Raw genomic sequence first — 25432 nt, 5'->3', positions numbered from 1 at the left:
TTCTCTTTATTTAACATTGAAACGCAGGCCTACTTGCAGGCTAAAGTTTAGGGGCTTATCCTTGAAGAAGTTCTCCATAGCGCTCCCATTATTAAAGTAATACTTCGCTCCGGGCTCCATATAAGCCCCCAACTGCGGCAATATATTATACTGAATGCCTACAGATGCGTTCATCGACCATTGCATTTTATCCTTATCGATAGTATGACTAACGCCCTCGGTTGTCGTTTTGGCAGCCACGTTCATATCGGCTTCTCCGCCTGCACCGGCATAAACAGCCAATCGTTTATTGCCCCAAATACGGTAATTCAGCGTGAGCGGCACCCCTATATAGTGCAATGTTTGGCGCTTGGTAATACGGTCGGCACCAACAATCTTATCGAAATCCGATGACAGACGGGTATAAACCATGCCCGAAGCAACCGACCAACGGTCGGTTAACCTGTAGCTTACCGACAATCCGAAGGCTATCGGCTGCCGATGATGCGTTTCTTCGTGCGTATCGGCCATATATACCGGCTCGTGTTTAGCATACATCATTCCGGGCTGCGGGGTGGGAATATCGTAAATGCCAATCATGTTTTCAGTCATCATCGTACCGGTACGCCCCTGATAATCGCCCATGGAATTAAAAGCATAGAGGTTCATCGACACCCGTGCTTCTTCGCTCCGGTGCCGCAAGACAGGCTGTCCGTCACCGTTATATATATAAGGTACAGTTTGCAAATACGTACTCTTCTGATGAGAAACAGCATACTCGCTTGAGTCAGGCGGTAGTTCCACAGGTGTTTTCTCTACAGTATTCTGTGCTAAAACAAGCTGTTCGTCCGTACCGTTTACAGGCAATGTTCCCTGCGGTTCTGCAACCTTCGGCGAATAAACGATACCCTTATCGGGAACAGACAGTACGCCTGTGGGCGATAGAGTGCCTGCCTGCGGCCGATACCCCATATTCCTGTCTGCACGATACACGCGGACCGTCTGCCCTGCCTCGCCGCCCTGCCGACGCAGAAGCACATAAGCAGTGCCCACAAGAAGCACTACCGCCGCAGCTGCAATCGCCATCCTGCGGTGCAAAGATATGAAGACAGCTCTTTTAGAGCGCCCTCTACCGGCATCGAGCGACTGTTCTATCGCCGCCCACAGACCTTCATCGACAGGTTCCCGATGGTCTGCCATACGCTTGCGAAGCCGTTCTGTCCAGTCTTTTTCTTTCATATCTTTGTAGTTATTTTATATTCTTCAATCATTTTTGCCAGCATATTCTTGGCTCGGAAGTACTGCGAAGCCGAAGAATTTTCCTTGATACCAAGCAACAGAGCTATCTCCTTATGGCTTTTCTGTTCGAAAACAAAGAGATTGAAAACCGTTCTGTAGCCCACAGGCAACCGCTCTATCATCTGCATTATTACGCTCAGGGGCACATCTTCGGTATCGGGAACATTCTCATCAGGCATATCGGGCACCTCGTCTGTTACCGCGAAATGGTGATATCTGCGCAGTTGAGTGAGCGATTCGTTGGCAACTACACGCAATACCCACGCCTTGAGCGAGCCCTCTCCACGGTATTCGAACGCCCCGATGCCGGTAAATATCTTTACGAAACTGTCTTGCAGCACGTCTTTTACGGCATCGGCATCGGCCATATAGCGCAACCCTACCGCCATGGCATAGCCCGAATAGCGGTCGTACAGCTCGCGCATGGCCGCCCTGTTTCCCCCGTTTATGGCTTGCAAAAGCTCTTGTTCCGACTTCACTTTGCGCTTCTTCTCGCCGTAGAATTAAACATCAGCGTTTGTTCCTTACCGTAATTCGCCGTCTTCACACCGTCTACAGTGAAACCAATTACCTTCAACAGCACCACGAAACTGCCGTTCTGTTTGTCGTACACGGCCACGGAACCGGTGGCAGCCATCACAACTTCCACCTCATGAAGGGTACCTTCGAGGGTGTAGACAAACGTATAATCGAGCTTTGTTATATTGAAATAGAGCGACGTAGCCGAGTAAGCGGTCTGTATGAAAGGCACTCTATAGGCATCGCCCGCGGCAGATACGGCGGCCGAAGCTATCTCCTCTTTGGTCACGATATTGCTGAGAAGTTCTGTAAGCGGCAAACCAGAGAACTCCAAATGGCTATCTACTTTCAATACGGCCGTGCCCAAATCCCGATTATCGGCCTTCCATTTACCCTCGTATGTGCCATAAACGCCGCCCGAAGATGCACCGGAGTTGTTATAAATGCCGCCGCCGGTGCCGGTGTCATTATCTTCTACGCCGCAACTTACGGCCACCAAGACGGCCAAAAGCGCCATCAGGCGGAGCGAAAAGGCACATATACCTTTTTTATTTTTACAGTGTTCCATATTCATACGTATTCTATAGCCTGTTTCTATATAGCTAACTGCAAAAATAGAAAATCTTGCATAGAACGATGCAAGATTTTTCTATTCCCTGCGTTTTCCATGTAAAAAAACATTATTCATGATAAACAAACGCACTTTTTTAATAGCATTCGCAGTCTGTTCTGCATACTTTCTTCAGGCGCAAGAAGTTTCCAAGACCGCAATTTCTACTCCCAAGAACGAGTTTTCTATCGGTATAGGCTACTATACCAACCACAAGAGCTTCGACGACATGCCTTCTATGGAGCTCGACAGGAGCAGTCCACTCTACGAATACAATAGCGGTAAATATACTCTCTCCGAGATACGTCAGACTTTGAGCGTCGATATGGCCTACCATTATCACCTGTCTAAACATTGGGCATTGGGCGCACAAGCCGCATGGCAGCACACTTACCGATACAGATACGATATTATCTCGAATAATAGAAATGGCTCTTTCCACATGCACAACATCACTTTATTGGCAAGTTGCAGATACTATTACTCTATTGCTCCGATAGAACAATTCTACAGCGGCATAGCCATAGGGGCCACAGACCGCATGTACAAGGGCTTTTACGACACCGGTTTCAACCACAAGATAAACCCTATCGTGCACGCAACCCTACTTGGTGCGATGGTCGGCAAGCGTCTCTATGGCTACGCCGAGTTTGGAGTAGGGGCATTGGGCGTATTGCGTTGCGGTGCCGGATACAGATTTTAAAACCATAAAAACAAGAAAGTTATGAAAACAAAGATATTGCTTGCGGCACTCGGTTGCCTGCTTTTAACGGGGTGTTGGACATCGGAAGATGACTATCGTGCCACTTCTTCCGGTCGTACAGTATTGAGATATACCGAACAAACGCTCACCTGTTTCACCGATTTGCTGCGTTTTACGCGGCAATTTGGGGAATATATCCGGCAAGATACGCCCGAAAAGCGCGATTCTGTGAAAGAACTATACTTTAAATATGCCAAACTTGAAGAGGGAACCGATCCGATGCATAACCAAAAGATATATAACCTTGTTTCGATGAACCGCGACAGCAGACCGTATTACACGGTAACCTTCAAAGATTTCGAGAGCAGTACGTGGACTGTTCAAGCATCATCGGGCATCAACGGAGATACCATTTTTTACAATTTGAAGATAAAAGATGCAGACTCGGATACATGGACTATAAGCGAAAGCAATTGTGCTCCGAAAGCGTCTTACTACTTTTCAAACAACGAAAGAAACGCAAATAATGACGGCAGAGACGAACCCTATCAATATGCTTTCAGCTGTACGAACGAAACATGGACCGTAAATTGGACGGCCAAATATGGCTATTCCTTAGATTTCACCATCGCCGGAAAAGGAACGATGGAGAGCTATAAGACACCCAAACTGAAAATACAATACGACATTACCGAACCCATACGGGTATTGTCTGTAGGAAATTTCGGTTCTTGGGTGGAAGATTACAGATATTACAGACAAGACAACAGGTTCACACGTTGGCAGGAAGGCACGTTTACTTTGCGAGTTACCGACGATATAGACCATGTGACGGACGATTACAATTTCCGTATACGCCCCGAAAACGTGGTGGATATCTGGTTTAAAGGGTATCAAGATACATATCGCAGGTAGTACCTACGGTGGTTCATAATTCACAATTCATAACTCATAATTGAGCTTCTCTGCATGTATGGAACATTATTATGAATTATAGATTGTGAATTAAAAATTGCTTTACATGGCCAATCGATCAGACGAAGCTACCTTATAAGTAAAGAAGCCCACAATGCCAAACACAACACCGTAAACAAGGAACGGCGTAAACAGGTCGGGACGCACCGACAACACCATGCCGGCAACATCGCCATAGAGACTTATAATCCGATTAAAAAGCCAATCTAAAGCGCCCGATACAAAGATAAAAACTATACAGGCAACCGTGCAAAGTGCTGTCCATATACGTCCTATCCGATTTACACGCACCGGCAGATTATGCATAACGTGCCGGCTGAATCCGTTGTCAGCTATGTCCTGTCGGTGTGTATCGAAGAACTGTTGTAAGAGTTTATCATCATTTTCCATCATATCCGTTTTGTTTTAAGTAGGTAGAGAGTTTCTGTTTGGCCCGAAAGAGGTGCGACTTCACCGTTCCTTGTGCCATTCCGGTAATCTCGGTAATGTGGTCTATCGGTTGTCCTTCCATCAGTTGCAAAGTAATGCAGGTACGTTCGGCATCGGTAAGTATGGCGAGCGCCACGTGAATATCCATCTTCAAGTTGGTATCAGTGCCGCCGGTATTGCGCTTGACCACGGCGGGCGTATCGATATCTTCGGTAATCTTACTGCTACGAATATAGTCGTAAAACACGTTATAAGCTATGCGATAGAGCCATGTAGAGAAGTTCGACAGCCCGCGAAATCTACTTATATTGGTGTAAGCCTTTATGAACGTGTCTTGTGCAAGGTCGTCGCTCAACTGCTCGTTGCCCGCTGTTTGGTTCATAAAGAACCTGCGTATAGGCGACTGATACTTCACAACGAGCTTGCCGAAGGCCTTCTTGTCGTGAAATACAGCCGCCTGAGTAACGAGAGAGATATCGTCTAAACCTTTCACCCTTTAAAACTCTTGTTCGTTGTCGTTACGGTTGTTGCGTGAATTGCGTGAGATTACCCACTGTCCGACACCCATGAAAGCTACCAAGGCACCCACTCCGACAATTTCTCTTGCACCAAGAAAATAGAACAGAGCCATCAGTCCCAATCCCAAGAATATATTTTTAATGCCTTTTTCGCGATTGTATTCAGGCGATCGATGTACCGTTTGAGTCACTTCATCGGGGATAGGACGGCCGGTTTCCATCGCTTTTTGGGCCAACATCACCTTGTCGTTGTGGCGTTTGATAAGATACCTGATCAAATAAATAATCACGATAAACGGCGCCAGAATAATGAGCAACAAGAAAATGGAGATACCTATAACAAAGATAGTCTTAGCAACTCCGCTTCCCGGAGTGTACATAAGGTAATCGAAGGGATTACCATAATCGGTGGGATCATACGAACCCGATACCGACGAATCTACGGTGTAAACGGTGTCTTTACTGCCTGTATCGTCAGCAGAAGTGGTATCCGAATAGGCTTCGATACCCTCTTGGGATTGTTTATCCTTGGTATCCGTCGCCGTTACCTGCTGGTGATGCCGGTGCTTGGGAACAGCTTCGACGTTTGTGGCAGTACATGCCAGCACCAAAATCAATGCAATGAGATACTTTTTCATATTTGTTTTATTTTTAATTTTTCTATGAGTTTGACGCAACAGGGGATGAATAAGTTGCAAAGAAACATTTTTTTTTCTAATTTTGCAAGATAAATATAGCACAATCGGATGAAACTTCCAAAAGAATTTGAGGCCTATACCGAAAAACTTATGGGTAGCGAACTGTATGCACAGTTGCTGCAAGGACTGGCGGAAGAGCCGCATGCTTTCGTGCGTACAAATCCGTTCAAAGGGGCGTCTTTCGCCATCTGTGGCAGCAAGGGCACAGTGGAATGGTACGAACATGGGCACTGGTTTGCCGACAGACCTAATTTTACATTCGATCCGTTGTTGCATGCAGGGGTGTACTATGTACAGGAAAAATCATCTATGTTTCTCGCTCAAGTGCTCCGGCAAGATATTAAAGGGCCGGTGACCATGCTCGACATGTGTGCTGCACCGGGGGGTAAATCCACCTTGGCACGCGTGGTATTGCCGGCAGACAGCCTGCTCGTGTGCAACGAACCTGTAAGACAGCGAGCACAGGTGCTGTCTGAAAACGTGCAAAAATGCGGTATAGCGGAAGCAATCGTTACGAATAACTATCCTGAAGAGTACCGCAAGGCCGGCTTGATGTTCGATGTAATTCTCTGCGATGTGCCTTGTTCGGGCGAAGGAATGTTCCGTAAAGATGCCAATGCCATAAAAGAATGGAGCATAGGCAACGTGGATAAGTGCAGCAGATTGCAACGCGAGATCGTTAAAAGTGCTTGGGAATGCCTTCGTCCGGGCGGTCTGCTCGTGTATTCCACCTGCACTTTCAACGCTAAAGAGAATGAGGAGAACGTACAATGGATATGTAAAGAGCTGAAAGGCGAACCGGTCAGCGTAGACATCTGCAAGGAGTGGAACATCTGCGGATCACTTCTATCGGGCTTCGATGCACCGGTTTATCGCTTTATACCGAGATACGGCGGCGATAAAGATAGCGTTCAGGGCGAAGGTTTGTTCATGGCAGTGCTGCGAAAGATCGGGGATAAGGCCGGCAGAAAGCCATCGACAACCGTTAAACAGCAGAAAAAAGGCCGACAGCCGGTAAAACTCGATACGACATGGCTGCAGAATAGCGACGATTTCAATATCATGCAAGAGGGCTACAGCCTCATCGCCATTCCGAAAGACATGCAGTCTTTGTACGACGCAGTTGCCGATAAGCTGCGCGTTCTCCATGCCGGAATACGCTTAGGCGAGGTAAAAAGCAAGGATATCGTACCCGACCAATCACTCGCTTTGTCGCTCCTACTCAATAAAGAGGCATTCCCTATCGCAGAACTCCCTTACGAACAAGCAATACGCTTCCTGCGTAAAGAGGCCGTAACATTGCCTATCGGCACCCCGAAAGGCTTCGTATTGATAACTTACATGGGCATACCGTTAGGCTTCGAGAAGCATCTTGGCAGCCGTTCCAATAATCTTTATCCCCAAGAATGGCGCATTAAAAGCACCTATATGCCCGATGCAGCACCGCAACTTTATAAACTTATCAACGATAAATAAATATGAGACAATATCTTGACCTACTTAACCGCATCCTTAAAGAGGGCGTAAAGAAAGGCGATCGTACGGGAACAGGCACCATAAGCATATTCGGCAACCAGATGAGATTTAACCTCGAAGAGGGCTTCCCATTGCTTACAACGAAGAAACTCCATCTGAAATCCATCATTTACGAGTTGCTCTGGTTCCTCAAGGGCGATACTAATGTGAGGTTTCTGCAGGAACATGGCGTAAGAATATGGAACGAATGGGCCGACGAGAACGGCGACTTAGGCCCGGTATATGGCCATCAGTGGCGCTCATGGCCTGATTATAAGGGCGGTACAATAGACCAAATCCAGAACGTACTCGACCAGATAAGGCAACATCCCGATAGTCGTAGGATGATTGTAAGTGCATGGAACCCGGCTGAAGTGGACGATATGGCGCTGCCACCTTGCCATTGTCTGTTCCAATTCTATGTGGCTAACGGCCGTCTTTCGTTGCAATTGTACCAACGAAGTGCCGATACGTTCCTCGGAGTTCCATTCAATATCGCCTCTTATGCGTTGCTCTTGATGATGATGGCGCAGGTTACAGGACTGAAAGCAGGCGACTTTATCCACACCACAGGAGACACCCATTTGTATTTGAACCACTTGGAACAGGCGAAACTACAACTGTCTCGCACCCCCAGAGCATTGCCCAAGATGCTTTTAAATCCCGATGTAAAAGACTTATTTGCTTTCCATTTCGAAGATTTCGAGCTCAAAGATTACGATCCGATGCCGCATATAAGTGCGCAAGTGTCGGTATGAACAGAGGGCGGAGAGCCTTTCCGGCTGCCGTATCTTATTCTCATTTCCTTATTATCAGCTAACAATATGCGAATTAACATTATTGCCGCCGTGGCCAAGAACCGTGCCATAGGCTACCGAAACAAACTGATTTATTGGCTTCCCAACGATCTCAAGCGCTTTAAGATGCTCACTACAGGGCACACAATCATTATGGGCAGACGCACTTTCGAGTCGCTTCCGAAGGGCGCTTTGCCCAATAGAAGAAACATAGTGCTAAGCAGAACCCAAGATACATTTGCCGGATGTGACTGCTACAAGTCGCTCGACGAGGCCTTGAAGCACTGTTCGCCGGAGGAAGACATATATATAATAGGTGGCGCAAGCCTCTACGAGCAGGCTTTGAGCATAGCAGACAGACTGTTATTAACCGAAGTCAACGACGTTCCGGAGCATGCCGACGCCTATTTCCCGCCTTATGAAGGATGGAAAGCTGTACAAAAAGAAGAACATGAAAAAGACGACAAACATGCGTATGAATACGTTTTTACAGACTATATCAAATAAAAAATGATGGATAAACCTATCCATCATTTTCGTTTATTCTTCGGTTTCGTTGCTTTGTTCGGCCATCGGAAGGTCGATAATCGGCAATTGACGGTCGATAACCGCATTGAACGAAACGATTGTTTCGCTGCGTGAAAGCCCCAAGGGCTGCAATTTATCGTGAATAACATTCATCAGATGATGGTTATTAAGTGCATATATCTTGATGAACATATCGAAACCACCGGTGGTATAATGGCATTCCACCACTTCCGGAATGCGCTTCAATTCCTCTACAACCTCATCGAATTTAGTGGGATCCTTTAGGTATAAGCCTATATAAGCGCATGTTTCATAGCCTATTTTCTCGGGATCGATGATGAATTGCGAACCTTTTAAGACACCTAAATTCGTAAGTTTCTGAATACGTTGATGTATTGCAGCGCCGCTAACATTACATGCTCGTGCCACTTCAAGGAACGGAATGCGGGCGTCTTCTGCCACTAATTTAAGGATTTTCCTATCCAGTAAATCTAAATTATGATGCGTCATACTATATTATAATTTGCTCACAAAGTTAGAATAAAATAATTATATTTACAACAATTACATTCTAAAAAGTAATAATCCGGCACATATTTTATTGCTCCTTGGTAGCCGAATAGCTGATTTTTAGTGCATTTGCACGCCGAAGAGCTTGCTTTACATCGGTAATTACAGCCATTTTAGTACTTTTATCGGCTTTGATCGAAACAGTCATTTGCTGCTTGTCTTCGGGCGACATACGGTTTCTTTCGGCCTCGATGTAGTCGACAATCTGGTTCGCAGTGGCAAACTTATCGTTCAATTGTATGCGTGTACTGCTGCCGGCCACCGCTTGCAACTGCCTTTCAGGCCTGCCTATGTACACGTAAGATACGGCTGTTTTCTTGGTAAGTCGTGTAAGTTCCGTGGCATGGGGCGCACGATACTGCACTTTGAGCGTAACCTTACGCATGTGCGTTACGATCATAAAGAAGAACAGAACCGTAAAAATCAAGTCGGGCAACGAGGCTGTATTGAGCCCGGGCACCTCGTATCGGCGTCGTTCAAATATGCTCATGGCTTGCTCTCCCCTACCTTTTGGCCATAATTTTCCATGATCCGCATGGGACACACATCACGTATAGCCTCTCTCTGTTGCGAAGTACAGGCCTCGAGCGGCTTACCGAATTGCCTCGAAGCCAATCTGTTGCGCACGTTGTGATAGGCTGCCGCAAGGCCGTTCTGTACATTTATGTACGCCTGATAGCTTGCCGAAGGATCAGTATCGAGCGAAATAAGATGCTTATCTCCAAGACGCGACACGAATGCCTCCACCTTTTGTTGCAATTCCGATGCCTTTACAGGGCGATCGTTTATCCGAATTTCGTCGGCAGAAGTTACCTTTATCGTCATCAGCGTGTGCCTGTCTATCTCCGTTATCTGCTGTTTGCTCTCGTTACGTGCGGGAGGTAACTGCCGCAGAAGGCCTTTGTCCACGTCCATAGATGTGGTTACAAGGAAAAAGATGAGCAGCATGAACGAGATATCTGCCGTAGACGTGGTGTTAAGTCCGGGCACCCGATGCCGACGTTTCTTAATTATCATTTGCCTTCTTTCTTACGATAATACTTCGTGGAACCGTAAATAACGGCGACAACTACTATAAACAGCAGCACTAAAGAGGTATTTATAAACAGATCGGTGGCCTTCAGCCAAAGACGATCGGTAAACATTCTTCCGTTAATCATTATGGGCTCCGACGATCCCAACAACCCGAAAAGCACCAACAGAACAAGAGTACCGCCGAAAACAGCAACGGATATCTTGGTCGCGGGTATGCCGTTGACTACACGCTCCTCGTCTCTGCGTTTCCTGCTCTCTCCCACAAGTGCACATACACCTACGGCAAACGCCACGAAGAGCATAAAATACATCAGCCCTAACAGTACATCTGTGAAAAGCGGAGCGTTGAAGTCGGGATTATCTATAAACAGCCTGTCGAAGCCAACCGAATAGAATAAGCCGAATACAAGTACGGTTACAGCTGTCAACACATACAATATGCGTTGCGAAATCTGCTCTGCAGAAAGCCTCTTCCAACCGTTTATATTCATTGTTTTAGCTTATATTTCATGATAGAATCGAGGAGTGTGATGGCCGACTCTTCCATCTGACCGGTAATATGGTCTATTTTCGAAAGGATATAATTGTAGAATACCTGCAATATCAATGCCACGATGATACCGAAGATGGTTGTAATAAGGGCCACCTTCATACCGGCTGCCACAACTGTAGCATTGAGATCGCCCGCCATCTGCACCTGATCGAACGCCATAACCATGCCGATTACCGTTCCTAAAAAGCCGAGCGACGGCGCCATGGCTATAAACAACGTAATCCACGAGCACCCTTTTTCGAGGTTGGATGCCTGCACCGTGCCGTACGAAGCTACGGAACGTTCGATGTTATCGATACTTTCATCGATCCTCGAAAGCCCTTGATAGCAGATAGAGGCTACAGGTCCGCGCGTATCTCGGCACAAATTCTTGGCACCCTCGATATCTCCGTCGGCAATCTTTGCATCGACATCGGCCATTAACTTCTTGGCATTAATCTCCGAAAGGCTAAGATAAATGATCCTTTCTATACAGAATGCCAAGCCTATTACCAATGCCAATGCCACGAGCGACATAAATCCGGCATTGCCTTCGATAAACTTTGTTTTCAGCGAATGGTGTATGCTTCCTTCTTCCACAGGCATTGTAACGGTATCGGAAGCCGCTGCGAGAGAGCTGTTCAGCCGGTCTTCCATGCTTATGGAGTCGGTTTGCGCAGCTGAAGTGTCTGCTGCAACGGACTTATCCGCACTCGGCGCAGCCTGCGAAAGCATGGCGCAACAAGATATCAGGCAGATGATAATCGTTATTTTTACTATCGATTGTTTCATTTTAAGGGTTATTATCGATACGAGAATCCGGCAGGCATCGCCGCCGCACGGGCAACAAACCGCCGCTAATATAATCAGACGTCAAAGGTACGATTTTTATATATCCGCACCAAACATTTAACATTCTATAAACAGGCTGCCCATGTAACGGCAACAGACATACGGTGTGGCACCGATACAGGGCATACCTATCCCACACATTCGTTATACCTGTCGATGAGCCATTGCCGTTGTTGGTCGATCGTCATGTTGCTGTTATCAAGCAATATGGCATCTTCAGCTCTGCGAAGGGGGGATATTTCTCGGTGTGTATCAATATAATCGCGTTCTTGCACATTACGTAGAATGTCGTTAAAACGGGCAGGCATGCCTTTTGCTTTCAACTCATCGAAGCGACGTTGTGCCCTTACTTCGGCCGAAGCCGTTACGAATATCTTCAGTTCGGCATGCGGAAATACTGTGGTTCCGATATCTCTGCCATCCATCACAATGCCTTTTTCTTTCCCCATCTGCTGCTGCTGTGCCACGAGAGCATGGCGCACAAACGGAACGGCTGCTATAGGACTCACGTGCGAACTTACCTCCAACGTGCGTATTTCGTGCTCTATAAGCTCTCCGTTCAGATAAGTATCGGGGCGCATAGTTTCCTTGTTCAACCGAAAAGAGATATCGATATCGGGCATACATGCCTCCAACTCCCCTGTTTTTACGCTGCCATCGGGCCGGAACAAGTCTTTACGAAGGGCATAGAGCGTAACTGCACGGTACATGGCACCCGTATCTACATAAATATAACCTATCTCGCGGGCCAAGTCTTTGGCCATCGTACTTTTACCACACGACGAGTATCCGTCGATTGCTATGATGATCTTTTTCATATTTTCAGTATATTCGGAAACGTTTCTTGCCTGTTCTTGCTGCAACACCTATTATAAATTATAGGCCAGACTGATAACTAAAGAAGAACTCGACACATGGTATTTGCCGTATGCAAGATTAATCTTAAAGCGTTCGAGGTTAATTCCGCCGCCCATAGAAAGCCCTGCACCGTGGTTACTTTCACCGTCTGTGTTGGCTATCTTCATCTCGTCGGCACGACGGAAGTTGTACCCTGCGCCGATCCAGATAGAAGGCGACAGAATTACATCTACGCCGAACACGGCATGATTGATGAACTTGTAATTCCAATGGTTAAGGTCTACCAGCGTTGCCGACACCCTGAACGGGGTGTGTATCAATCGTTTGCTTGCGCCAAATTGCAAATCGAGAGGCATAGGTTCATAACCTACGTCGAATGCTTTGAGCTGTCCACCCAGATTTTTGGCCACTAAAGAGAGCGACCATTCACGTTCTGAGTCGTAATAGTTTACTCCTAAGTCCACTCCCATGGCTATGGAATTGTAATTCCCGATATAAGAAGTGATGATTTTTGCCGTAATTCCACCCGCTAAACGGTCGGTAAGCATGTACGAAAGATAACCGCTAACGGCAATGTCCTTTGCGGTAAACTCTCCTGTCTGCACGTTGTTCGCGTCTACTTCCTTCATCTTACCGTAATCAATGTACTGGGCCGATGCCGCTAAAGAGAGTTTTTCTTTGATTATCTTATTGAAGGAAGCGCTCAAAACATTCACTCCGGCCATATAATTCATATAGTTCAGGTTAATTGTTTTGTCGCTCACCGAGGACAACAGTGCCGGATTGTTGAAAATAAGCGCCTCGTCATCCTCTATTATCGTTATATTATCGCCGCCTAAAGCTGCCGCATGAGCTCCCGCAGGAAGGCGCAGAAAATTATATACAGTTCGGCTCTCTTGAGCATAAACCATTGTCGCAATAAGCGAAAAAAGGAGAACTAAAGCAACTTTTTTCATCTAATTTCATTAATTTATGGGCAAAGATACACTTTTTTCAAATATCTACAGTATTTTTGTAAATGATTTACGATGTATATAACGGAATAACATACTGATTATTGTAAGTGTATTTTGGAAGCGAAAAAGACAAATAGAGCAGATTTGGAGGGCAAGCGTACCACAGGTTTTCTGTTAGGATTGATACTTGTGCTTGCGGTTCTATTTGTCGCATTCGAATATACCGACAACAACAAACCGGCAAAACAGGACAGACAGTCTATACTCGACGAGCTGCAAAACGAGATGGATTTGGCACCTTATATGGACAGGAAAGACATGATTTCGACCGCTCCGTCGCCAACATCTCCATCGGTTACCGAAAGAATAAAGCCCGTCGACCGCCCTGTGGAGGGCAAAGAAAGGCTTTCTCCCGATACTAATCCGCTGCTTATCGGCAATGGTGAGGGCCTTACAAAGGATGCCAACGTTACACAGGCATTGCCTCAAATCCCCATAGACGATGAAAAGCCGGTTAATTTCCGTATTGTAGAACAGCTTCCGGAGTTCCCCGGAGGGATGGTAGAGTTTATGAAATGGCTCACCAAAAACCTGAAGTATCCCATTTTGGCGCAACAACAACAGATAGAAGGCAAGGTGGTCGTTTCCTTTATAGTCAACAAAGACGGCTCCATTGTGAATATTAAACTGGAGAAATCCATACATCCTTTGCTCGACAGAGAGGCACTGCGCGTCATGCGCATGATGCCTAAATGGAAACCGGGTATAGAGAATGCCAAACCTTGTCGTACGCTCTTCGCCATACCGGTGGTATTTAAACTGTAATAAAACTAAATGATCAACGATAATGACAGCAGACGAAATCCTGAATATTTTCAACGAATATCTCGACAATTTGCAGTATGCACGCAAGCCACATACACTTTACGAGCCCATTAAATATGTGCTTTCGTTGGGCGGAAAGCGTATACGTCCTACACTTATGTTGCTTGCCTATAACCTTTACAAAGACGATCCGCAGAGCATACTCTCATCGGCTTGCGCCATCGAAACCTACCACAATTACACGTTGTTGCACGATGATCTGATGGATAATGCCGCGATCAGGCGCGGTAGGCCTACCGTGCATAAAAAATGGAATGCCAACACGGCCATTCTCTCCGGCGACTCTATGCTCGTTCTGGCTTATCACTACATGGCGCAATGCGATGGTTCGAAACTGAAAGAAGTTATAGATTTGTTTACCGAAACGGCACTCGAAATAGGCGAGGGACAGCAATTAGACATGGATTTCGAGACACGTAACGACGTTACCGAAACCGAATACATCGAAATGATACGCCTTAAAACGAGCGTACTCCTTGCATGTTCCCTTAAAATAGGGGCCATCTTGGCCGGCTCTTCGGCCGAAGACGCCGATTATCTCTACCGTTTCGGCGAGCAAATAGGGCTGGCTTTCCAGCTTCAAGACGACTTTCTCGACGTTTATGGCGATACTAAAGTGTTCGGAAAAGCTATAGGTGGCGACATTCTATGCAACAAAAAGACCTACATGCTTATTAATGCATTCAACAAAGCCGATAGGAATCAGCGCGCCGAACTGCAAAGATGGTTCGATGCCGAAGACTATGTACCGGCGGAAAAAATAGCTGCCGTAACTGCTTTATATAATGCCATCGGCATCGATAAGCTGGCTGAAGAAAAGATAGCTTACTACTTCGAACAAAGCAAGAAATACATCCGAGCCGTGCAGGTGCCCGAAGAACGTAAGCAAGAGCTTATGGCCTACGCACAAAGAATGATGAAACGTAAATACTAACAAGTACCGCCGGCACTGCCGTTTCGCCCGTTTTTCATTTGCAGAAACTGTCTTTTGCCGGCCTGAAAACGATACATACTTCTACAAAGAATGCCTTACAGAAGATTACCAAAGACCGATGCGGCCCGATTAAGAGCCCTCAAAACGCTGTTAGACAATAATGATGTGTACGTCGTGCGCAACAGATTTATCGACTGGAAGACGCTCAATCAGGCGCAACCGCTTTACGATAAACTGCTTACCGCGTGCGAACAATACCGCATAAACCTACGGGCACAAACGCGAAACACACCGAAGATCGATAAACTTCAGCGCAAATCGATGATGTACGTCAGCCATTTTCTACAGGTACTTTTTATGTCTGTAGAACGTGGAGAGATCAAAAAAAGCATGCTTACGCTATACGGATTAGATACAGAAGCCACCGCTTTACCCAACATCAAGCTGGCAGAAGGCCTGATGGAATGGGGAACAAAAGTCATAGAGGGCGAAAAAGCGCGTATCAAGAAGGGCGGGCGCCCCATTTATAACCCCACTATCGGCATGGTGTCTACCCATTACGACATTTTCAGAGATGCTTATATACAGCAGAAAACATTCACTGCACGCACTCAACAGGCATTGGATAGCATACAAAGTTTACGCCCCGATGTAGACAAGGTATTACTTGAACTGTGGAATCAGATAGAAAATCACTTCCAAAAAGAGCCGCCCGAAGTGCGATACAACGAGTGCAGAAAGTTCGGAATTATATATTATTACCGCAGAAATGAGCCGCATCTTTATTGATACACATGCACATCTCGACGGAGAGGAGTTCCGTCAAGACATCGAAGACGTGGTGGCCCGCGCCCGTAAAGCAGGCGTCAGCAAGGCATTTATACCGGCTATCGACCTGAAAAGCATCGATTCTGTGTATGCTGTATGCCGTCGTTTCCCCCATTTTGCCTACCCCATGATCGGCCTGCACCCCGAAGAAGTAAGAGCCGACCGGCACGAAGTGTTGGCCGAAATGAAGCGGATATTGGCGATAAGTATGGCGACCGACTCCGACGCCTCTAATGAAACTTGTTCTTTTACGGAGAAAACAAAGCAGAAATACGCCCCCTCTCCCATCGCTATCGGCGAGATCGGACTCGATTACTACTGGTCTCGAGAGTTTGAAAACGAGCAACTCGAGGCTTTCGAAGAGCAGATAAAATGGGCCGTAGAATACCATTTACCGTTGATGATACACTGCAGAAAGGCGCAAAACGAAATGGTAAAGGTGCTCCGGAAATACGAGAAAGACCTAACGGGCGGCGTGTTTCATTGCTTTACGGGCAACGAAAAGGAAGCCGAAGAGCTGCTTTCGTTCCATAAATTCGCGCTCGGCATCGGCGGCGTGTTTACTTTCAAGAGCAGTCATATGCGCGAAACGCTTCCCAAAAACGTATCTTTAGATCGCATTGTTCTCGAAACCGACAGCCCATACATGGCTCCCATACCTCACCGAGGCGAACGGAACGAGAGCGCTTTTGTGGCGGAAGTGCTGAAACAGATTGCCCAAAGTTACGGCGTAAGCGAAGAAGAAGTGGCTTGCAGAACCAATGCCAACGTGAAACGCATCTTCCACATCGACGCCTAAAACATCGCATCGGAGCCCCCTTATTTCGCAATGTATATCCTTAAAGAAATATAAATTACGTACGCCCATACCCCGTATTCCGTAAAAAAACGATACTTTTGCACCGCTTATTTATAGGAAAGATGCTCGAGTGGCTGAAGAGGCACGCCTGGAAAGCGTGTAATCGGCGAAACCGATTCGGGGGTTCGAATCCCCCTCTTTCCGCTTCCTATGGCCCTTACACAAAGGGTTTTCCGATCGATTTTCCACAGAACAAAAGTCTTCATCCGTACTTCTTACGTTCTTTAAGATAGGGGGCGGGCAATCCGGCAAATAAGAATAGCGATATTCTTCAACCCTTCCAAAAGGAAAGAGAAAACAACCTGAAACGCATACACCTACAAAATACTTTTATTAGATACGCTATTTATACCCGCCGGAATATCTGTCTAAGACAGATAAAAGCACCATTTATCAATAACATTCATAACAAATTTATAATCAACCAATTATAAATTAAACACGAACAGCGCAGCTCCTCTTCTTCCAAAGATATTGACAGAAGTCTTTCCATCTCCCACTTACCCGTCTTCCACATGGCACTCCCCGCTTTCAGAGGAACTGTGAGAGGGCTCTCCTCCTTTCTTTTAAATAAAATTTACCCTCCTTTTCGCAGCGCTGCACGCAGTCGCTTCCATCCCTCAACCCCCAAAATAGTGAGTCCGCCATATTGAAATGCCTTGGCCAAACCGAAGAATATCACCCACAATATCCCCTTCATTTCTACGCTGAGGGGCAATAGCATCTGTGCAAACGACAATATGTAAAAGGGAATACACATCGACAGAACGATGACGCCCGTGCGAAACGACAGCTTAGAAAGGCGCTGTTTAAGTGCTAAAAGGAACTTCTTCATTATATATCTGTGGCAAATGGCATCTGTAAATGTTATTCCGTATTGTTTAATCCATCAGGAATTACTGCTTCAACTGCCTTTAATAACAGTTCTATCAGCCGCGGAAGAGCGTAGTTCTGTACCTCTTTTTCGGGCATCCACATATAACCTTCGGGCAACAGCGGGCGTTCATCGGTCTGCAAAAGATAGAAATCAGAAAGGATAATACGATGGGTAAGCACATGTTTTACCTGCTTTCGTAGCAGCAACAAATGCCCATCGAAAGCGGGCAGCGGACTGTTTTCTATCAACAGAGGCTCCCACAACCCTTGCCAGATGTCGCCCTCGGACCTGCGACGCAATGCCGTAAAGCCGTTACACCTTATGTAGATATAATCCATCCGCCGCGTTTGTATTTTCAAGGTCTTTCGCTTAACGGGCAAATTCCCTATTTTTCCGTTGCGAAGAGCCTCACAACTTTCGGTAAAGGGGCACAGTACACAGCGGGGAGACTGTGGAGTGCATTGTATTGCACCGAAGTCCATCAGCGCTTGATTGAACGCTGAAGGGGCGTCAGACGGCAGAAGCGACTGCGCCAAAGCAGCGAAAGTTTTCTTGCCTTCGGTACTGTCGATAGGAGTATCTATGCCGAAAACACGCGACAGCACGCGGTAAACGTTACCGTCGACAGCAGCTACAGGCAGCCCGAAAGCTATGGATGCAACTGCTGCAGCGGTATAATCGCCCACTCCTTTCAGTCTTCTGATGCCGTCGTAAGTCCTTGGAAAGCCCTTATTCGCAACAATTTGTTGCGCTGCATGGTGCAAATTGCGGGCACGACTGTAGTATCCGAGCCCCTGCCACAGGCGCAACACCTCGTCTTCATCGGCCTCTGCAAGGTCTTCCACCCGCGGGAAACGCTTCATAAAACGCTCCCAATAGGCCTTTCCTTGCTGTATTCGTGTCTGTTGGAGTATCACCTCGCTCAACCAAATGGCATAAGCATCGGCGGTATCTCGCCAAGGCAAGTCGCGTTTATTCTCTTTGAACCAACGCAGCAACGTGGGGGTAAAACTGTTGTTCGCCGTATTTTGCATTATTACTTGTACCGTCTGATACGCATGCAAAGATACTACCTTTTGAAAATAAATGCCCTATAATCGCGCGTTTTTCGCACTCTATCGGGTTTCCATCGCATAGCCATCGGTAGAAAATCACACGTTTTGCAACGCTCAGCACGCCATATAGAGATGACGAACAAGCAATATTTGGGGTATTGAAACATTTTTCGTACTTTTGTATCCTTGTAAATAAAGAAACAAGATGATAGTTTGCATTGCCGAAAAGCCAAGCGTTGCCAAAGATATAGCCCGCATTATCGGGGCCCATAGCTCAAAAGAAGGCTACATGGAGGGCAACGGTTATCAGGTTACATGGACGTTCGGACACCTCTGTTGCCTAAAAGAACCCAATGATTACCATGAGAATTGGAAGCATTGGAGCCTCGCCGCGCTGCCCATGATACCCCATAAATTCGGCATAAAACTAATAGAAGACGATGGTATAAAGAAGCAATTCGCCGTAATAGAGCGCCTTATGCAGGCGGCAGACGGTATCATTAACTGCGGCGATGCGGGGCAGGAAGGCGAATTGATACAGCGTTGGGTGATGCAAAAGGCACAAGCTCGCTGTCCTGTGAAGCGCCTCTGGATATCGTCGATGACCGATGAAGCCATCCGACAAGGCTTCAACGAGCTGAAAGATCAAAATGCCTATCAGCCTCTTTACCTTGCCGGATTGAGCCGAGCCATAGGAGATTGGATCCTTGGAATGAATGCCACGCGCCTTTATACGTTGAAATACGGCAAGAACAGGCAGGTTCTATCGATCGGACGTGTACAGACTCCTACCCTTGCCCTTATCGTGAACCGCCAGAAAGAGATAGACCAATTTACGCCGGAAGCCTATTGGGTGCTGGCAACAATATACCGCGACACCGTTTTTACGGCCACCCAAGGGCGATACACCACCAAAGAAGAGGGCGAACAAGCCTTTGCTACCATCGCCGGAAAGCCGTTTGTCATCACTGATGTGCAGAAGAAAAAGGGCTCTGAAGCCCCTCTGCACCTGTACGACCTAACCTCTTTGCAGGTAGATTGCAATAAGAAATTCAGCTATTCGGCGGAAATGTCGCTGAATATCGTACAAAGTCTCTACGAAAAGAAGTTCACTACCTACCCGCGTGTAGACACTCAATACCTGTCAGACGATATTTATCCCAAGTGTGCAAGCATACTTTCGGGCCTGCGGGGCTACGAACAATTTACGCAACCTCTTGCAGGTAAGCAGCTCATCAAGAGCAAAAAGGTGTTCGATACGGCCAAAGTGACCGATCACCATGCCATTATACCGACGGGAGTTCCTATATCTAACCTTACTGATATGGAGCGAAATGTGTACGATTTGATAGCCAAACGCTTCATAAGCGTATTCTATCCCGACTGTAAGTTCTCTACCACAACCGTATTGGGCAAGGTTGAAGAGGTGGAATTTAAGGCAAACGGCAAGGAAATATTATCCCTCGGATGGCGCATTATATATAATAAGGAGGAGCAAAAGCAAGGAGACGACGACGCCAAACACGATGAAGAGGAGCGATCGTTGCCCGCTTTTACGGTGGGAGAAAGCGGTTTACACACGCCAACCCTTACGGAGAAGTGGACTACACCGCCCAAGTATTACACCGAGGCCACGCTCCTGCGTGCCATGGAAACAGCAGGCAAGTTCGTTGAAGATGAGGAATTGCGCTCCATTTTAAAGGAAAATGGCATTGGACGTCCATCATCTCGCGCCGGTATCATAGAGACCTTGTTCAAACGCCACTATATCCGACGTGAGCGAAAGAACCTGTTTGCCACCCCTACAGGTATAGAACTCATCGACACAATACACGAGAAACTGCTGACAAGTTGCGAACTAACGGGCATATGGGAAAAGAAATTACGCGATATAGAGCATAAACAATACAGCACAACGCAGTTTATAGACGAGCTAAAAGTCCAAATAGCGCAGATAGTCGATGATGTTTTGCGCGACAATAGCAACAGACGGGTGACCGTAACCACAGATGAAGACCTGAAAAAGAAAACACCTAAGAAACAAAGTACGCCGAGGAAGAAGGCCGAAAAGATAAAGGAAACGACGAAAGAAATGCCTCCTGTCGCCGGTACACAAACCATAGAAGCCGACGATAGCGCCATCGGACAGCCTTGTCCGCTATGCGGAACGGGCACGATCATTAAAGGTAAGACCGCTTACGGGTGCAGCAATTGGCGCAACGGATGCGCTTTCAGGCTGCCGTTCAAATAATATATAAACCTAAAAACCCGAATAAAAATGGAACAAAACCAACAGAAACGAAAAAGAAACTTTGCATTAGACTTGCTTAGGGTACTGGCCTGTCTGCTCGTTATATGGCAACATGCGAGCGAATATTACTACATCGGCGAGAACGTCACCATCGTACATGCCGATAGTACCTATACGATAGGCTTCTTAACCAGCTTCGATAGGATCTGCGTTCCGCTATTTGTCATGATTTCAGGTTACTTCTTGCTGCCGATGAAGGTACCTACGGGCACATTCTTCAAGAAACGTTTCACCCGTATCCTTTACCCTTTCTTGTTCTGGTGCGTGGCTTTTGCGGTGTATTACGTATTTTATCGCGGCGACAGCCTCGCTGCCTGCCTGACCAACATCGCCCACATTCCGCTAAATTTCGGTACCGAAGTGGGACATCTTTGGTATATCTACATGCTCATCGGCATGTATCTGCTCGTGCCCGTCCTATCGCCTTGGCTCGAAAGATGTACCAAACGTGAACTGCAATTCTACCTCGGTATCTGGCTTATCACCACCTTTCTGCCCTATATTCACTTGGTTTTTCCGGCCGTATGGGGTGAATGTACGTGGAATGTATCGCCCTCCTTGTACTATTTTACGGGCTTTTGGGGCTATTTGGTCTTAGGTTTTTATGCCAAAAAGTATGGAGTTCCCTCTGTTATTTCATCGGTTTTAATGATCATCGTGGGCTATGCAGTGTCGGTATATGCCTTCAACACGATGGTTCCGCTTACCGATTCGGCCGCCGAGGCAGAACTCGGATGGGACTTCTGTTGTGCAAACGTGGCCCTTATGACGTGGGGCTTCTTCTCGCTCATCAGTCGGGTAAAAGTAAAAAAGGATACTAAAATCACAGCCATCATTACCGACATATCGCTTTGCAGCTACGGCATGTACTTGGCACACATTATGCTTCTCAATGCTTGGCACGACCTCTTGGCCGACCGCCTGCCCAACGTATTGGCGGCAGTTCCGGCAATTGCCCTCTGTACATTTATCACCACCTATCTCGTAGTAAAAGGTCTGTCGTACTTACCCAAATCGAAATACTGGCTCGGCACCGACTGATATAGTTCTTAGATGAATGATGAAAGACGGGCGATGAAGGCATCCGACCTCCACACATTGCCGCCCTTTTCACTACAATAAAAGCATGGAACGCGCGTTCTTATAACAAAAAAGAAGAATGCATACACGTTACGCGGCAATTTTAGCTATTATTTTATCGGCATGTATCGCCTCTTGCGGAGTGGAAAAGAACCTGAAAAGGGGTGATAAACACCTTGCCTTGGGCGAATACTACGATGCTGCCGGCCAATTCAAGCAAGCTTATTCCAAACTTCCGGCTAAGGAACGAGCCCGACGGGGAGCCGTTTCGTTGAAATTGGCACGCTGTTATGAGAAGCTCAACGCCACGCCTAAGGCCATCGCTGCCTACCGCAATGCCATTCGTTACCATCAGGCATCTACAGAAGATGTGCTGCAATACGGCCGTCAATTACTTAAAAACGGTGACTACAAAGCTGCTCAAGAGATTTTCAAAACCGTACTCGACTCGCTTCCCGATAACATCTTGGCCCGCAACGGATTGCTTTCAGCCGAGAAAGCCCCACTGTGGAAAAAGAACGGAAGCCGCTACACCGTGAAACGAATGGATATTTTTAACTCCCGACGCGATGACTATTCGCCCGTTCTCAGCGGCGATCAATTCGATCAACTCTACTTCACATCTACCCGAAACGAGGCAGACGGCGACGAACTAAGCGGCATCACAGGCACCAAGGCTGCCGATATATTCGTATCAGAAAGGGATGATAAGGGCAAATGGTCGAAACCTGAGCCCGTTACCGGCGGTCTTAACACGCCATACGACGAAGGTGCGTGTGCCTTATCTCCCGATCAAAGAACCATGTATCTTACCCAATGTACTACCGATGCGGCCTATCCACGCTATGCACAAATAGCAACTTCCGACCGTACAGATGCCGCATGGGGCAAGTCGAACGCCTTGCAAATCACCAAGGATACGCTTTCGAGTTATGCACATCCGGCAATTTCGCCCGATGGAGAGTGGCTCTATTTCACTTCGGATATGCCCGGAGGGCTGGGAGGACTCGATATATGGCGCGTAAGAATAACAAGTCACGGACTCGGAGGCGTAGAAAACCTCGGCGAACCCATCAATACGCCGGGCAATGAGGAGTTTCCTACGTTCCGTCCTAACGGCGATTTCTACTTCTCTTCCGACGGTCATCCGGGCATGGGCGGACTGGATATCTACATTGCCATGGTAGACGAGCACGGCAAGTACCGCCTTTTTCACCCGGGATACCCGCTGAATTCGCAAGGTGATGACTTCGGAATGACCTTCGAGGGGCCCTATAATCGAGGCTTTTTCGCATCGAACAGAAACGACGGGCGCGGGTGGGATCACATCTACAGCTTCGAAAATCCGGAGATAGTGCAAACAATTAAGGGATGGGTTTATGAGATAGACGGCTACGAACTGCCCGCTGCACAGGTGAGAGTTGTAGGCAACGACGGCACTAACGAGACGCTGAACGTAAAGGGAGACGGCTCTTTTACTTACGTAATCAAGCCAAATGTGGATTATCTTTTATTGGCCTCGTGCAAAGGTTTCCTAAATCATAAGGAGGAATTGCGTGCAGATAAGACCGAAGAGTCGAAAGAATACGTACTCCAGTTCCCGCTCGCATCGATCACCGCACCGGTGCTTATCGATAATATTTTCTACGATTTCGACAAGGCCACACTGCGTCCGGAGTCGACAAAAGCACTCGACGAACTGGTTAAGCTACTCAACGAGAACCCCAACGTTACAATAGAACTGAGCGCACACTGCGACTACAAGGGCTCCGACGAATATAACAAACGGCTCTCGCAGCAACGTGCAAACGCCGTAGTGGCATATCTTATCGATAAAGGAATAGCCAAAGATCGCCTCACCCCCGTAGGTTACGGCAAGGAAAAGCCGAAGACTATCCGTAAGAAACTGACCGAGAAATACGATTGGATGAAAGAGGGAGATGTGCTGACCGAAGCCTATATCAAGAAATTAGACGATAAAAAGCAGGAACTGTGTAACCAACTGAACCGTCGAACCGAGTTCATCGTGCTGCGTACCACCTACGGGTTGTTCGACGAGAAAGGCAACCTGAAACAGCCGCTCAAGCCGAAAACGACAAATAAAAAGGAGAACAACGACGACGACATCGATATTCTCCTGAACTAAGAATGCCCGAGAAGTTATTTCTTTCGGGCCTTTTTAGCGAAATCGAACAGCGACTGAGGCAGATGACAATAGCCCTGCGGATGCTTGTCGAGATAGTTCTGATGATACTCTTCGGCAGCATAAAAGTTGCTCAACGGCCCAATTTCCACCACTAAAGGCCTATTATATTTCTTCTGTTCTTCCTTATAGCGCTTGTCGATGGCGGGAAGATCGGCCTTATCCGTATAATATATACCCGTGCGATAGCGCGTTCCGCGGTCATTACCCTGCTTGTTAAGCGAGGTAGGATCTATGGCTTTGAAGTACAGATCGAGCAATAAGCCCAAATCAGCTACTTCCGGATCGTACTTCACACGTACTGTTTCGACGTAGCCCGTACGGTCTGTGGAAACAAGTTCGTACGAAGGGTTCTTCAATTTGCTGTTTCCATTGGCAAAACCCGCCTCGGTTTCCGTCACTCCATGCACCTGCTTGAAGAAATGTTCTACACCCCAAAAGCAACCGCCTGCAAAATATATCTCTTTCATACTTCTATTGTTCTTAGCATGTGCCTGTAATCCAAGCAGCATGCAACAAATAACTAAAATGATCTTTTTCATGTTACAAATTTACAATATAAATCGCATATTCATGGTATTTTATCAGTTTTTGGCTGAAATTAGATATTGTTTCACTTAATAAATTTGGAAGTAATCATTATTATGTCTATATTTGCATCGTGAACAAAAAGGTATTTAAAACGTTTCAGATCTTACAATATTTAAGGTAAAGAGAAAAGTTAAAGGGATTAGAAAGTAAGAAAGAAATAGGTACACAAAATAATTAGTGGTAAATAGATTATAAATTTTGAGTTAATTACTGTTTATGTGGGGGGAACGTCTTCGTGAGGAGGGGTTCCTCTTTTTTATGCATAGAGGCAATACACCTGCTTCTGTCCTCCCTCGGATAGATGAGAGAATAGGGATTAAGGAGGAATGAATGATAGCTATACCGCAAGAATTCGACTTGCCGGAGTATATGCTGTCGATAACAAAAACCGCTGCTGTTCGGGGCAAGAGAACAGAACATCGAAAATAACCGACAG

At 46.7% G+C, this 25432-nt stretch carries 27 protein-coding genes, 1 tRNA gene and 1 pseudogene; 13 read left to right on the top strand and 16 right to left on the bottom strand.

The annotated features are described in order from the left end of the window. Positions 1-6: 6 nt before the first annotated feature. From BN3912_RS06920 to BN3912_RS06910, 3 genes are read right to left on the bottom strand one after another with little or no spacing between them, the layout of a single operon-like run. Positions 7-1218 (bottom strand): outer membrane beta-barrel protein, encoded by a 1212-nt coding sequence (locus BN3912_RS06920; RefSeq protein WP_023984884.1) that lies wholly within the window; start codon positions 1216-1218, stop codon positions 7-9. Beyond that, positions 1215-1757 carry an RNA polymerase sigma factor gene (locus BN3912_RS06915; RefSeq protein ID WP_023984883.1) on the bottom strand — a complete coding sequence of 181 codons (543 nt, stop codon included), beginning with the start codon at positions 1755-1757 and terminating at the stop codon, positions 1215-1217. The genes BN3912_RS06920 and BN3912_RS06915 overlap by 4 nt, the downstream gene beginning before the upstream one ends. Beyond that, on the bottom strand, positions 1754-2365 hold the full coding sequence (locus tag BN3912_RS06910) for a DUF4840 domain-containing protein (RefSeq protein ID WP_230204675.1): 612 nt from the start codon (positions 2363-2365) through the stop codon (positions 1754-1756). Before BN3912_RS06910 ends, BN3912_RS06915 begins: the two co-directional genes overlap by 4 nt. A gap of 118 nt (positions 2366-2483) precedes the next feature. On the opposite strand from BN3912_RS06910, the gene BN3912_RS06905 reads away from it, so the two are divergent. Together BN3912_RS06905 and BN3912_RS06900 are read left to right on the top strand one after the other, a co-directional pair. After that, positions 2484-3110: a hypothetical protein gene (locus BN3912_RS06905; RefSeq protein WP_023984881.1), complete on the top strand. Its 627-nt coding sequence runs from the start codon at positions 2484-2486 to the stop codon at positions 3108-3110. Between the two features lie 21 nt (positions 3111-3131). Then, positions 3132-4025, top strand: a complete 894-nt coding sequence (locus BN3912_RS06900) for a hypothetical protein (RefSeq protein ID WP_023984880.1) — start codon at positions 3132-3134, stop codon at positions 4023-4025. Between the two features lie 102 nt (positions 4026-4127). Here BN3912_RS06900 and BN3912_RS06895 read toward each other — a convergent pair whose 3' ends face one another. The 3 genes from BN3912_RS06895 to BN3912_RS06885 are packed head-to-tail and all read right to left on the bottom strand — an operon-like array spanning position 4128 to position 5670. Continuing rightward, positions 4128-4478 (bottom strand): DUF5056 domain-containing protein, encoded by a 351-nt coding sequence (locus tag BN3912_RS06895; protein ID WP_023984879.1) that lies wholly within the window; start codon positions 4476-4478, stop codon positions 4128-4130. Next, a complete protein-coding gene (locus tag BN3912_RS06890) occupies positions 4465-5007 on the bottom strand; it encodes an RNA polymerase sigma factor (RefSeq protein ID WP_023984878.1) in 543 nt (180 codons plus the stop codon). The genes BN3912_RS06895 and BN3912_RS06890 overlap by 14 nt, the downstream gene beginning before the upstream one ends. A 3-nt stretch (positions 5008-5010) precedes the next feature. Next, a complete protein-coding gene (locus BN3912_RS06885) occupies positions 5011-5670 on the bottom strand; it encodes a DUF6249 domain-containing protein (RefSeq protein WP_023984877.1) in 660 nt (219 codons plus the stop codon). A 108-nt stretch (positions 5671-5778) separates the two neighbouring features. Here BN3912_RS06885 and BN3912_RS06880 point away from each other — a divergent pair, with 108 nt between their 5' ends. The 3 genes from BN3912_RS06880 (at position 5779) to BN3912_RS06870 (ending at position 8549) form a co-directional block, all read left to right on the top strand. Continuing rightward, entirely contained in the window at positions 5779-7206 is a 1428-nt protein-coding gene (locus BN3912_RS06880; protein WP_023984876.1) for a methyltransferase RsmF C-terminal domain-like protein, read from the top strand. Positions 7207-7208: 2 nt separating this feature from the next. Then, a complete protein-coding gene (locus BN3912_RS06875) occupies positions 7209-8003 on the top strand; it encodes a thymidylate synthase (protein ID WP_023984875.1) in 795 nt (264 codons plus the stop codon). Positions 8004-8069: 66 nt separating this feature from the next. Then, positions 8070-8549 (top strand): dihydrofolate reductase, encoded by a 480-nt coding sequence (locus BN3912_RS06870; protein WP_023984874.1) that lies wholly within the window; start codon positions 8070-8072, stop codon positions 8547-8549. 33 nt (positions 8550-8582) lie between these two features. Here BN3912_RS06870 and BN3912_RS06865 read toward each other — a convergent pair whose 3' ends face one another. The 7 genes from BN3912_RS06865 to porQ all read right to left on the bottom strand — a co-directional run bounded on the left by BN3912_RS06865 (position 8583) and on the right by porQ (position 13373). Then, positions 8583-9080 (bottom strand): Lrp/AsnC family transcriptional regulator, encoded by a 498-nt coding sequence (locus BN3912_RS06865; RefSeq protein ID WP_023984873.1) that lies wholly within the window; start codon positions 9078-9080, stop codon positions 8583-8585. Between the two features lie 88 nt (positions 9081-9168). Further along, positions 9169-9630 carry an ExbD/TolR family protein gene (locus tag BN3912_RS06860; RefSeq protein WP_023984872.1) on the bottom strand — a complete coding sequence of 154 codons (462 nt, stop codon included), beginning with the start codon at positions 9628-9630 and terminating at the stop codon, positions 9169-9171. Next, a complete protein-coding gene (locus BN3912_RS06855; protein ID WP_023984871.1) occupies positions 9627-10157 on the bottom strand; it encodes an ExbD/TolR family protein in 531 nt (176 codons plus the stop codon). The genes BN3912_RS06860 and BN3912_RS06855 overlap by 4 nt, the downstream gene beginning before the upstream one ends. Next, positions 10154-10666, bottom strand: a complete 513-nt coding sequence (locus BN3912_RS06850) for a beta-carotene 15,15'-monooxygenase (RefSeq protein WP_064972287.1) — start codon at positions 10664-10666, stop codon at positions 10154-10156. The genes BN3912_RS06855 and BN3912_RS06850 overlap by 4 nt, the downstream gene beginning before the upstream one ends. Next, on the bottom strand, positions 10663-11499 hold the full coding sequence (locus BN3912_RS06845) for a MotA/TolQ/ExbB proton channel family protein (protein ID WP_023984869.1): 837 nt from the start codon (positions 11497-11499) through the stop codon (positions 10663-10665). Before BN3912_RS06845 ends, BN3912_RS06850 begins: the two co-directional genes overlap by 4 nt. A gap of 188 nt (positions 11500-11687) precedes the next feature. After that, positions 11688-12377, bottom strand: a complete 690-nt coding sequence (gene cmk / locus BN3912_RS06840) for a (d)CMP kinase (protein WP_036859918.1) — start codon at positions 12375-12377, stop codon at positions 11688-11690. A 51-nt stretch (positions 12378-12428) separates the two neighbouring features. Beyond that, positions 12429-13373, bottom strand: a complete 945-nt coding sequence (porQ, locus tag BN3912_RS06835; protein ID WP_004368559.1) for a type IX secretion system protein PorQ — start codon at positions 13371-13373, stop codon at positions 12429-12431. A 114-nt stretch (positions 13374-13487) separates the two neighbouring features. On the opposite strand from porQ, the gene BN3912_RS06830 reads away from it, so the two are divergent. The 5 genes from BN3912_RS06830 to BN3912_RS06810 all read left to right on the top strand — a co-directional run bounded on the left by BN3912_RS06830 (position 13488) and on the right by BN3912_RS06810 (position 17023). Continuing rightward, positions 13488-14198 (top strand): energy transducer TonB, encoded by a 711-nt coding sequence (locus BN3912_RS06830; RefSeq protein WP_023984867.1) that lies wholly within the window; start codon positions 13488-13490, stop codon positions 14196-14198. A gap of 19 nt (positions 14199-14217) precedes the next feature. Next, the gene (locus BN3912_RS06825) at positions 14218-15192 is read left to right on the top strand and encodes a polyprenyl synthetase family protein (protein WP_195906775.1); all 975 of its coding nucleotides are present in this window, start codon (positions 14218-14220) and stop codon (positions 15190-15192) included. Positions 15193-15282: 90 nt separating this feature from the next. Continuing rightward, entirely contained in the window at positions 15283-15981 is a 699-nt protein-coding gene (locus BN3912_RS06820; RefSeq protein WP_023984865.1) for a hypothetical protein, read from the top strand. Continuing rightward, entirely contained in the window at positions 15962-16819 is an 858-nt protein-coding gene (locus tag BN3912_RS06815; RefSeq protein WP_023984864.1) for a TatD family hydrolase, read from the top strand. Before BN3912_RS06820 ends, BN3912_RS06815 begins: the two co-directional genes overlap by 20 nt. A gap of 116 nt (positions 16820-16935) precedes the next feature. After that, positions 16936-17023, top strand: a tRNA-Ser gene (locus BN3912_RS06810). Between the two features lie 433 nt (positions 17024-17456). Here BN3912_RS06810 and BN3912_RS06805 read toward each other — a convergent pair. Both BN3912_RS06805 and mutY read right to left on the bottom strand, forming a co-directional pair. Beyond that, a complete protein-coding gene (locus tag BN3912_RS06805) occupies positions 17457-17714 on the bottom strand; it encodes a hypothetical protein (RefSeq protein ID WP_023984863.1) in 258 nt (85 codons plus the stop codon). Positions 17715-17746: 32 nt separating this feature from the next. Continuing rightward, positions 17747-18790, bottom strand: coding sequence for an A/G-specific adenine glycosylase (mutY, locus tag BN3912_RS06800; RefSeq protein WP_036859883.1), 1044 nt, complete (start codon positions 18788-18790; stop codon positions 17747-17749). A 226-nt stretch (positions 18791-19016) separates the two neighbouring features. On the opposite strand from mutY, the gene BN3912_RS06795 reads away from it, so the two are divergent. The 3 genes from BN3912_RS06795 (at position 19017) to porE (ending at position 24348) form a co-directional block, all read left to right on the top strand. Continuing rightward, on the top strand, positions 19017-21062 hold the full coding sequence (locus BN3912_RS06795; protein ID WP_023984861.1) for a DNA topoisomerase 3: 2046 nt from the start codon (positions 19017-19019) through the stop codon (positions 21060-21062). Positions 21063-21089: 27 nt separating this feature from the next. Then, positions 21090-22163, top strand: a complete 1074-nt coding sequence (locus BN3912_RS06790; protein WP_023984860.1) for an acyltransferase — start codon at positions 21090-21092, stop codon at positions 22161-22163. A 118-nt stretch (positions 22164-22281) separates the two neighbouring features. After that, on the top strand, positions 22282-24348 hold the full coding sequence (gene porE, locus BN3912_RS06785) for a PorE family type IX secretion system protein (RefSeq protein ID WP_023984859.1): 2067 nt from the start codon (positions 22282-22284) through the stop codon (positions 24346-24348). Positions 24349-24362: 14 nt separating this feature from the next. Here the strand turns inward: porE and msrA are convergent. Continuing rightward, positions 24363-24908: pseudogene (gene msrA / locus BN3912_RS06780) on the bottom strand (peptide-methionine (S)-S-oxide reductase MsrA); the annotation flags it as partial. Positions 24909-25432 lie beyond the last annotated feature (524 nt).

It is taken from the genome of Prevotella phocaeensis, from assembly GCF_900065875.1.
Taxonomy (GTDB): domain Bacteria; phylum Bacteroidota; class Bacteroidia; order Bacteroidales; family Bacteroidaceae; genus Prevotella; species Prevotella phocaeensis.
This window is presented reverse-complemented; position numbering and strand designations above follow the sequence as displayed.

What these genes read in the sequence shown, in the direction of transcription:
- BN3912_RS06860 (WP_023984872.1), bottom strand. Translation starts at nt 9,630, where the DNA reads ATGAGCATATTTGAACGACGCCGATACGAGGTGCCCGGGCTCAATACA.
- cmk (WP_036859918.1), bottom strand. Translation starts at nt 12,377, where the DNA reads ATGAAAAAGATCATCATAGCAATCGACGGATACTCGTCGTGTGGTAAA.
- BN3912_RS06805 (WP_023984863.1), bottom strand. Translation starts at nt 17,714, where the DNA reads ATGAAGAAGTTCCTTTTAGCACTTAAACAGCGCCTTTCTAAGCTGTCG.
- BN3912_RS06885 (WP_023984877.1), bottom strand. Translation starts at nt 5,670, where the DNA reads ATGAAAAAGTATCTCATTGCATTGATTTTGGTGCTGGCATGTACTGCC.
- porQ (WP_004368559.1), bottom strand. Translation starts at nt 13,373, where the DNA reads ATGAAAAAAGTTGCTTTAGTTCTCCTTTTTTCGCTTATTGCGACAATG.
- BN3912_RS06880 (WP_023984876.1), top strand. Translation starts at nt 5,779, where the DNA reads ATGAAACTTCCAAAAGAATTTGAGGCCTATACCGAAAAACTTATGGGT.
- BN3912_RS06855 (WP_023984871.1), bottom strand. Translation starts at nt 10,157, where the DNA reads ATGATAATTAAGAAACGTCGGCATCGGGTGCCCGGACTTAACACCACG.
- BN3912_RS06905 (WP_023984881.1), top strand. Translation starts at nt 2,484, where the DNA reads ATGATAAACAAACGCACTTTTTTAATAGCATTCGCAGTCTGTTCTGCA.
- BN3912_RS06910 (WP_230204675.1), bottom strand. Translation starts at nt 2,365, where the DNA reads ATGGAACACTGTAAAAATAAAAAAGGTATATGTGCCTTTTCGCTCCGC.
- BN3912_RS06795 (WP_023984861.1), top strand. Translation starts at nt 19,017, where the DNA reads ATGATAGTTTGCATTGCCGAAAAGCCAAGCGTTGCCAAAGATATAGCC.
- BN3912_RS06900 (WP_023984880.1), top strand. Translation starts at nt 3,132, where the DNA reads ATGAAAACAAAGATATTGCTTGCGGCACTCGGTTGCCTGCTTTTAACG.
- porE (WP_023984859.1), top strand. Translation starts at nt 22,282, where the DNA reads ATGCATACACGTTACGCGGCAATTTTAGCTATTATTTTATCGGCATGT.
- BN3912_RS06850 (WP_064972287.1), bottom strand. Translation starts at nt 10,666, where the DNA reads ATGAATATAAACGGTTGGAAGAGGCTTTCTGCAGAGCAGATTTCGCAA.
- BN3912_RS06790 (WP_023984860.1), top strand. Translation starts at nt 21,090, where the DNA reads ATGGAACAAAACCAACAGAAACGAAAAAGAAACTTTGCATTAGACTTG.
- mutY (WP_036859883.1), bottom strand. Translation starts at nt 18,790, where the DNA reads ATGCAAAATACGGCGAACAACAGTTTTACCCCCACGTTGCTGCGTTGG.
- BN3912_RS06845 (WP_023984869.1), bottom strand. Translation starts at nt 11,499, where the DNA reads ATGAAACAATCGATAGTAAAAATAACGATTATCATCTGCCTGATATCT.
- BN3912_RS06920 (WP_023984884.1), bottom strand. Translation starts at nt 1,218, where the DNA reads ATGAAAGAAAAAGACTGGACAGAACGGCTTCGCAAGCGTATGGCAGAC.
- BN3912_RS06895 (WP_023984879.1), bottom strand. Translation starts at nt 4,478, where the DNA reads ATGATGGAAAATGATGATAAACTCTTACAACAGTTCTTCGATACACAC.
- BN3912_RS06870 (WP_023984874.1), top strand. Translation starts at nt 8,070, where the DNA reads ATGCGAATTAACATTATTGCCGCCGTGGCCAAGAACCGTGCCATAGGC.
- BN3912_RS06815 (WP_023984864.1), top strand. Translation starts at nt 15,962, where the DNA reads ATGAGCCGCATCTTTATTGATACACATGCACATCTCGACGGAGAGGAG.
- BN3912_RS06820 (WP_023984865.1), top strand. Translation starts at nt 15,283, where the DNA reads ATGCCTTACAGAAGATTACCAAAGACCGATGCGGCCCGATTAAGAGCC.
- BN3912_RS06875 (WP_023984875.1), top strand. Translation starts at nt 7,209, where the DNA reads ATGAGACAATATCTTGACCTACTTAACCGCATCCTTAAAGAGGGCGTA.
- BN3912_RS06865 (WP_023984873.1), bottom strand. Translation starts at nt 9,080, where the DNA reads ATGACGCATCATAATTTAGATTTACTGGATAGGAAAATCCTTAAATTA.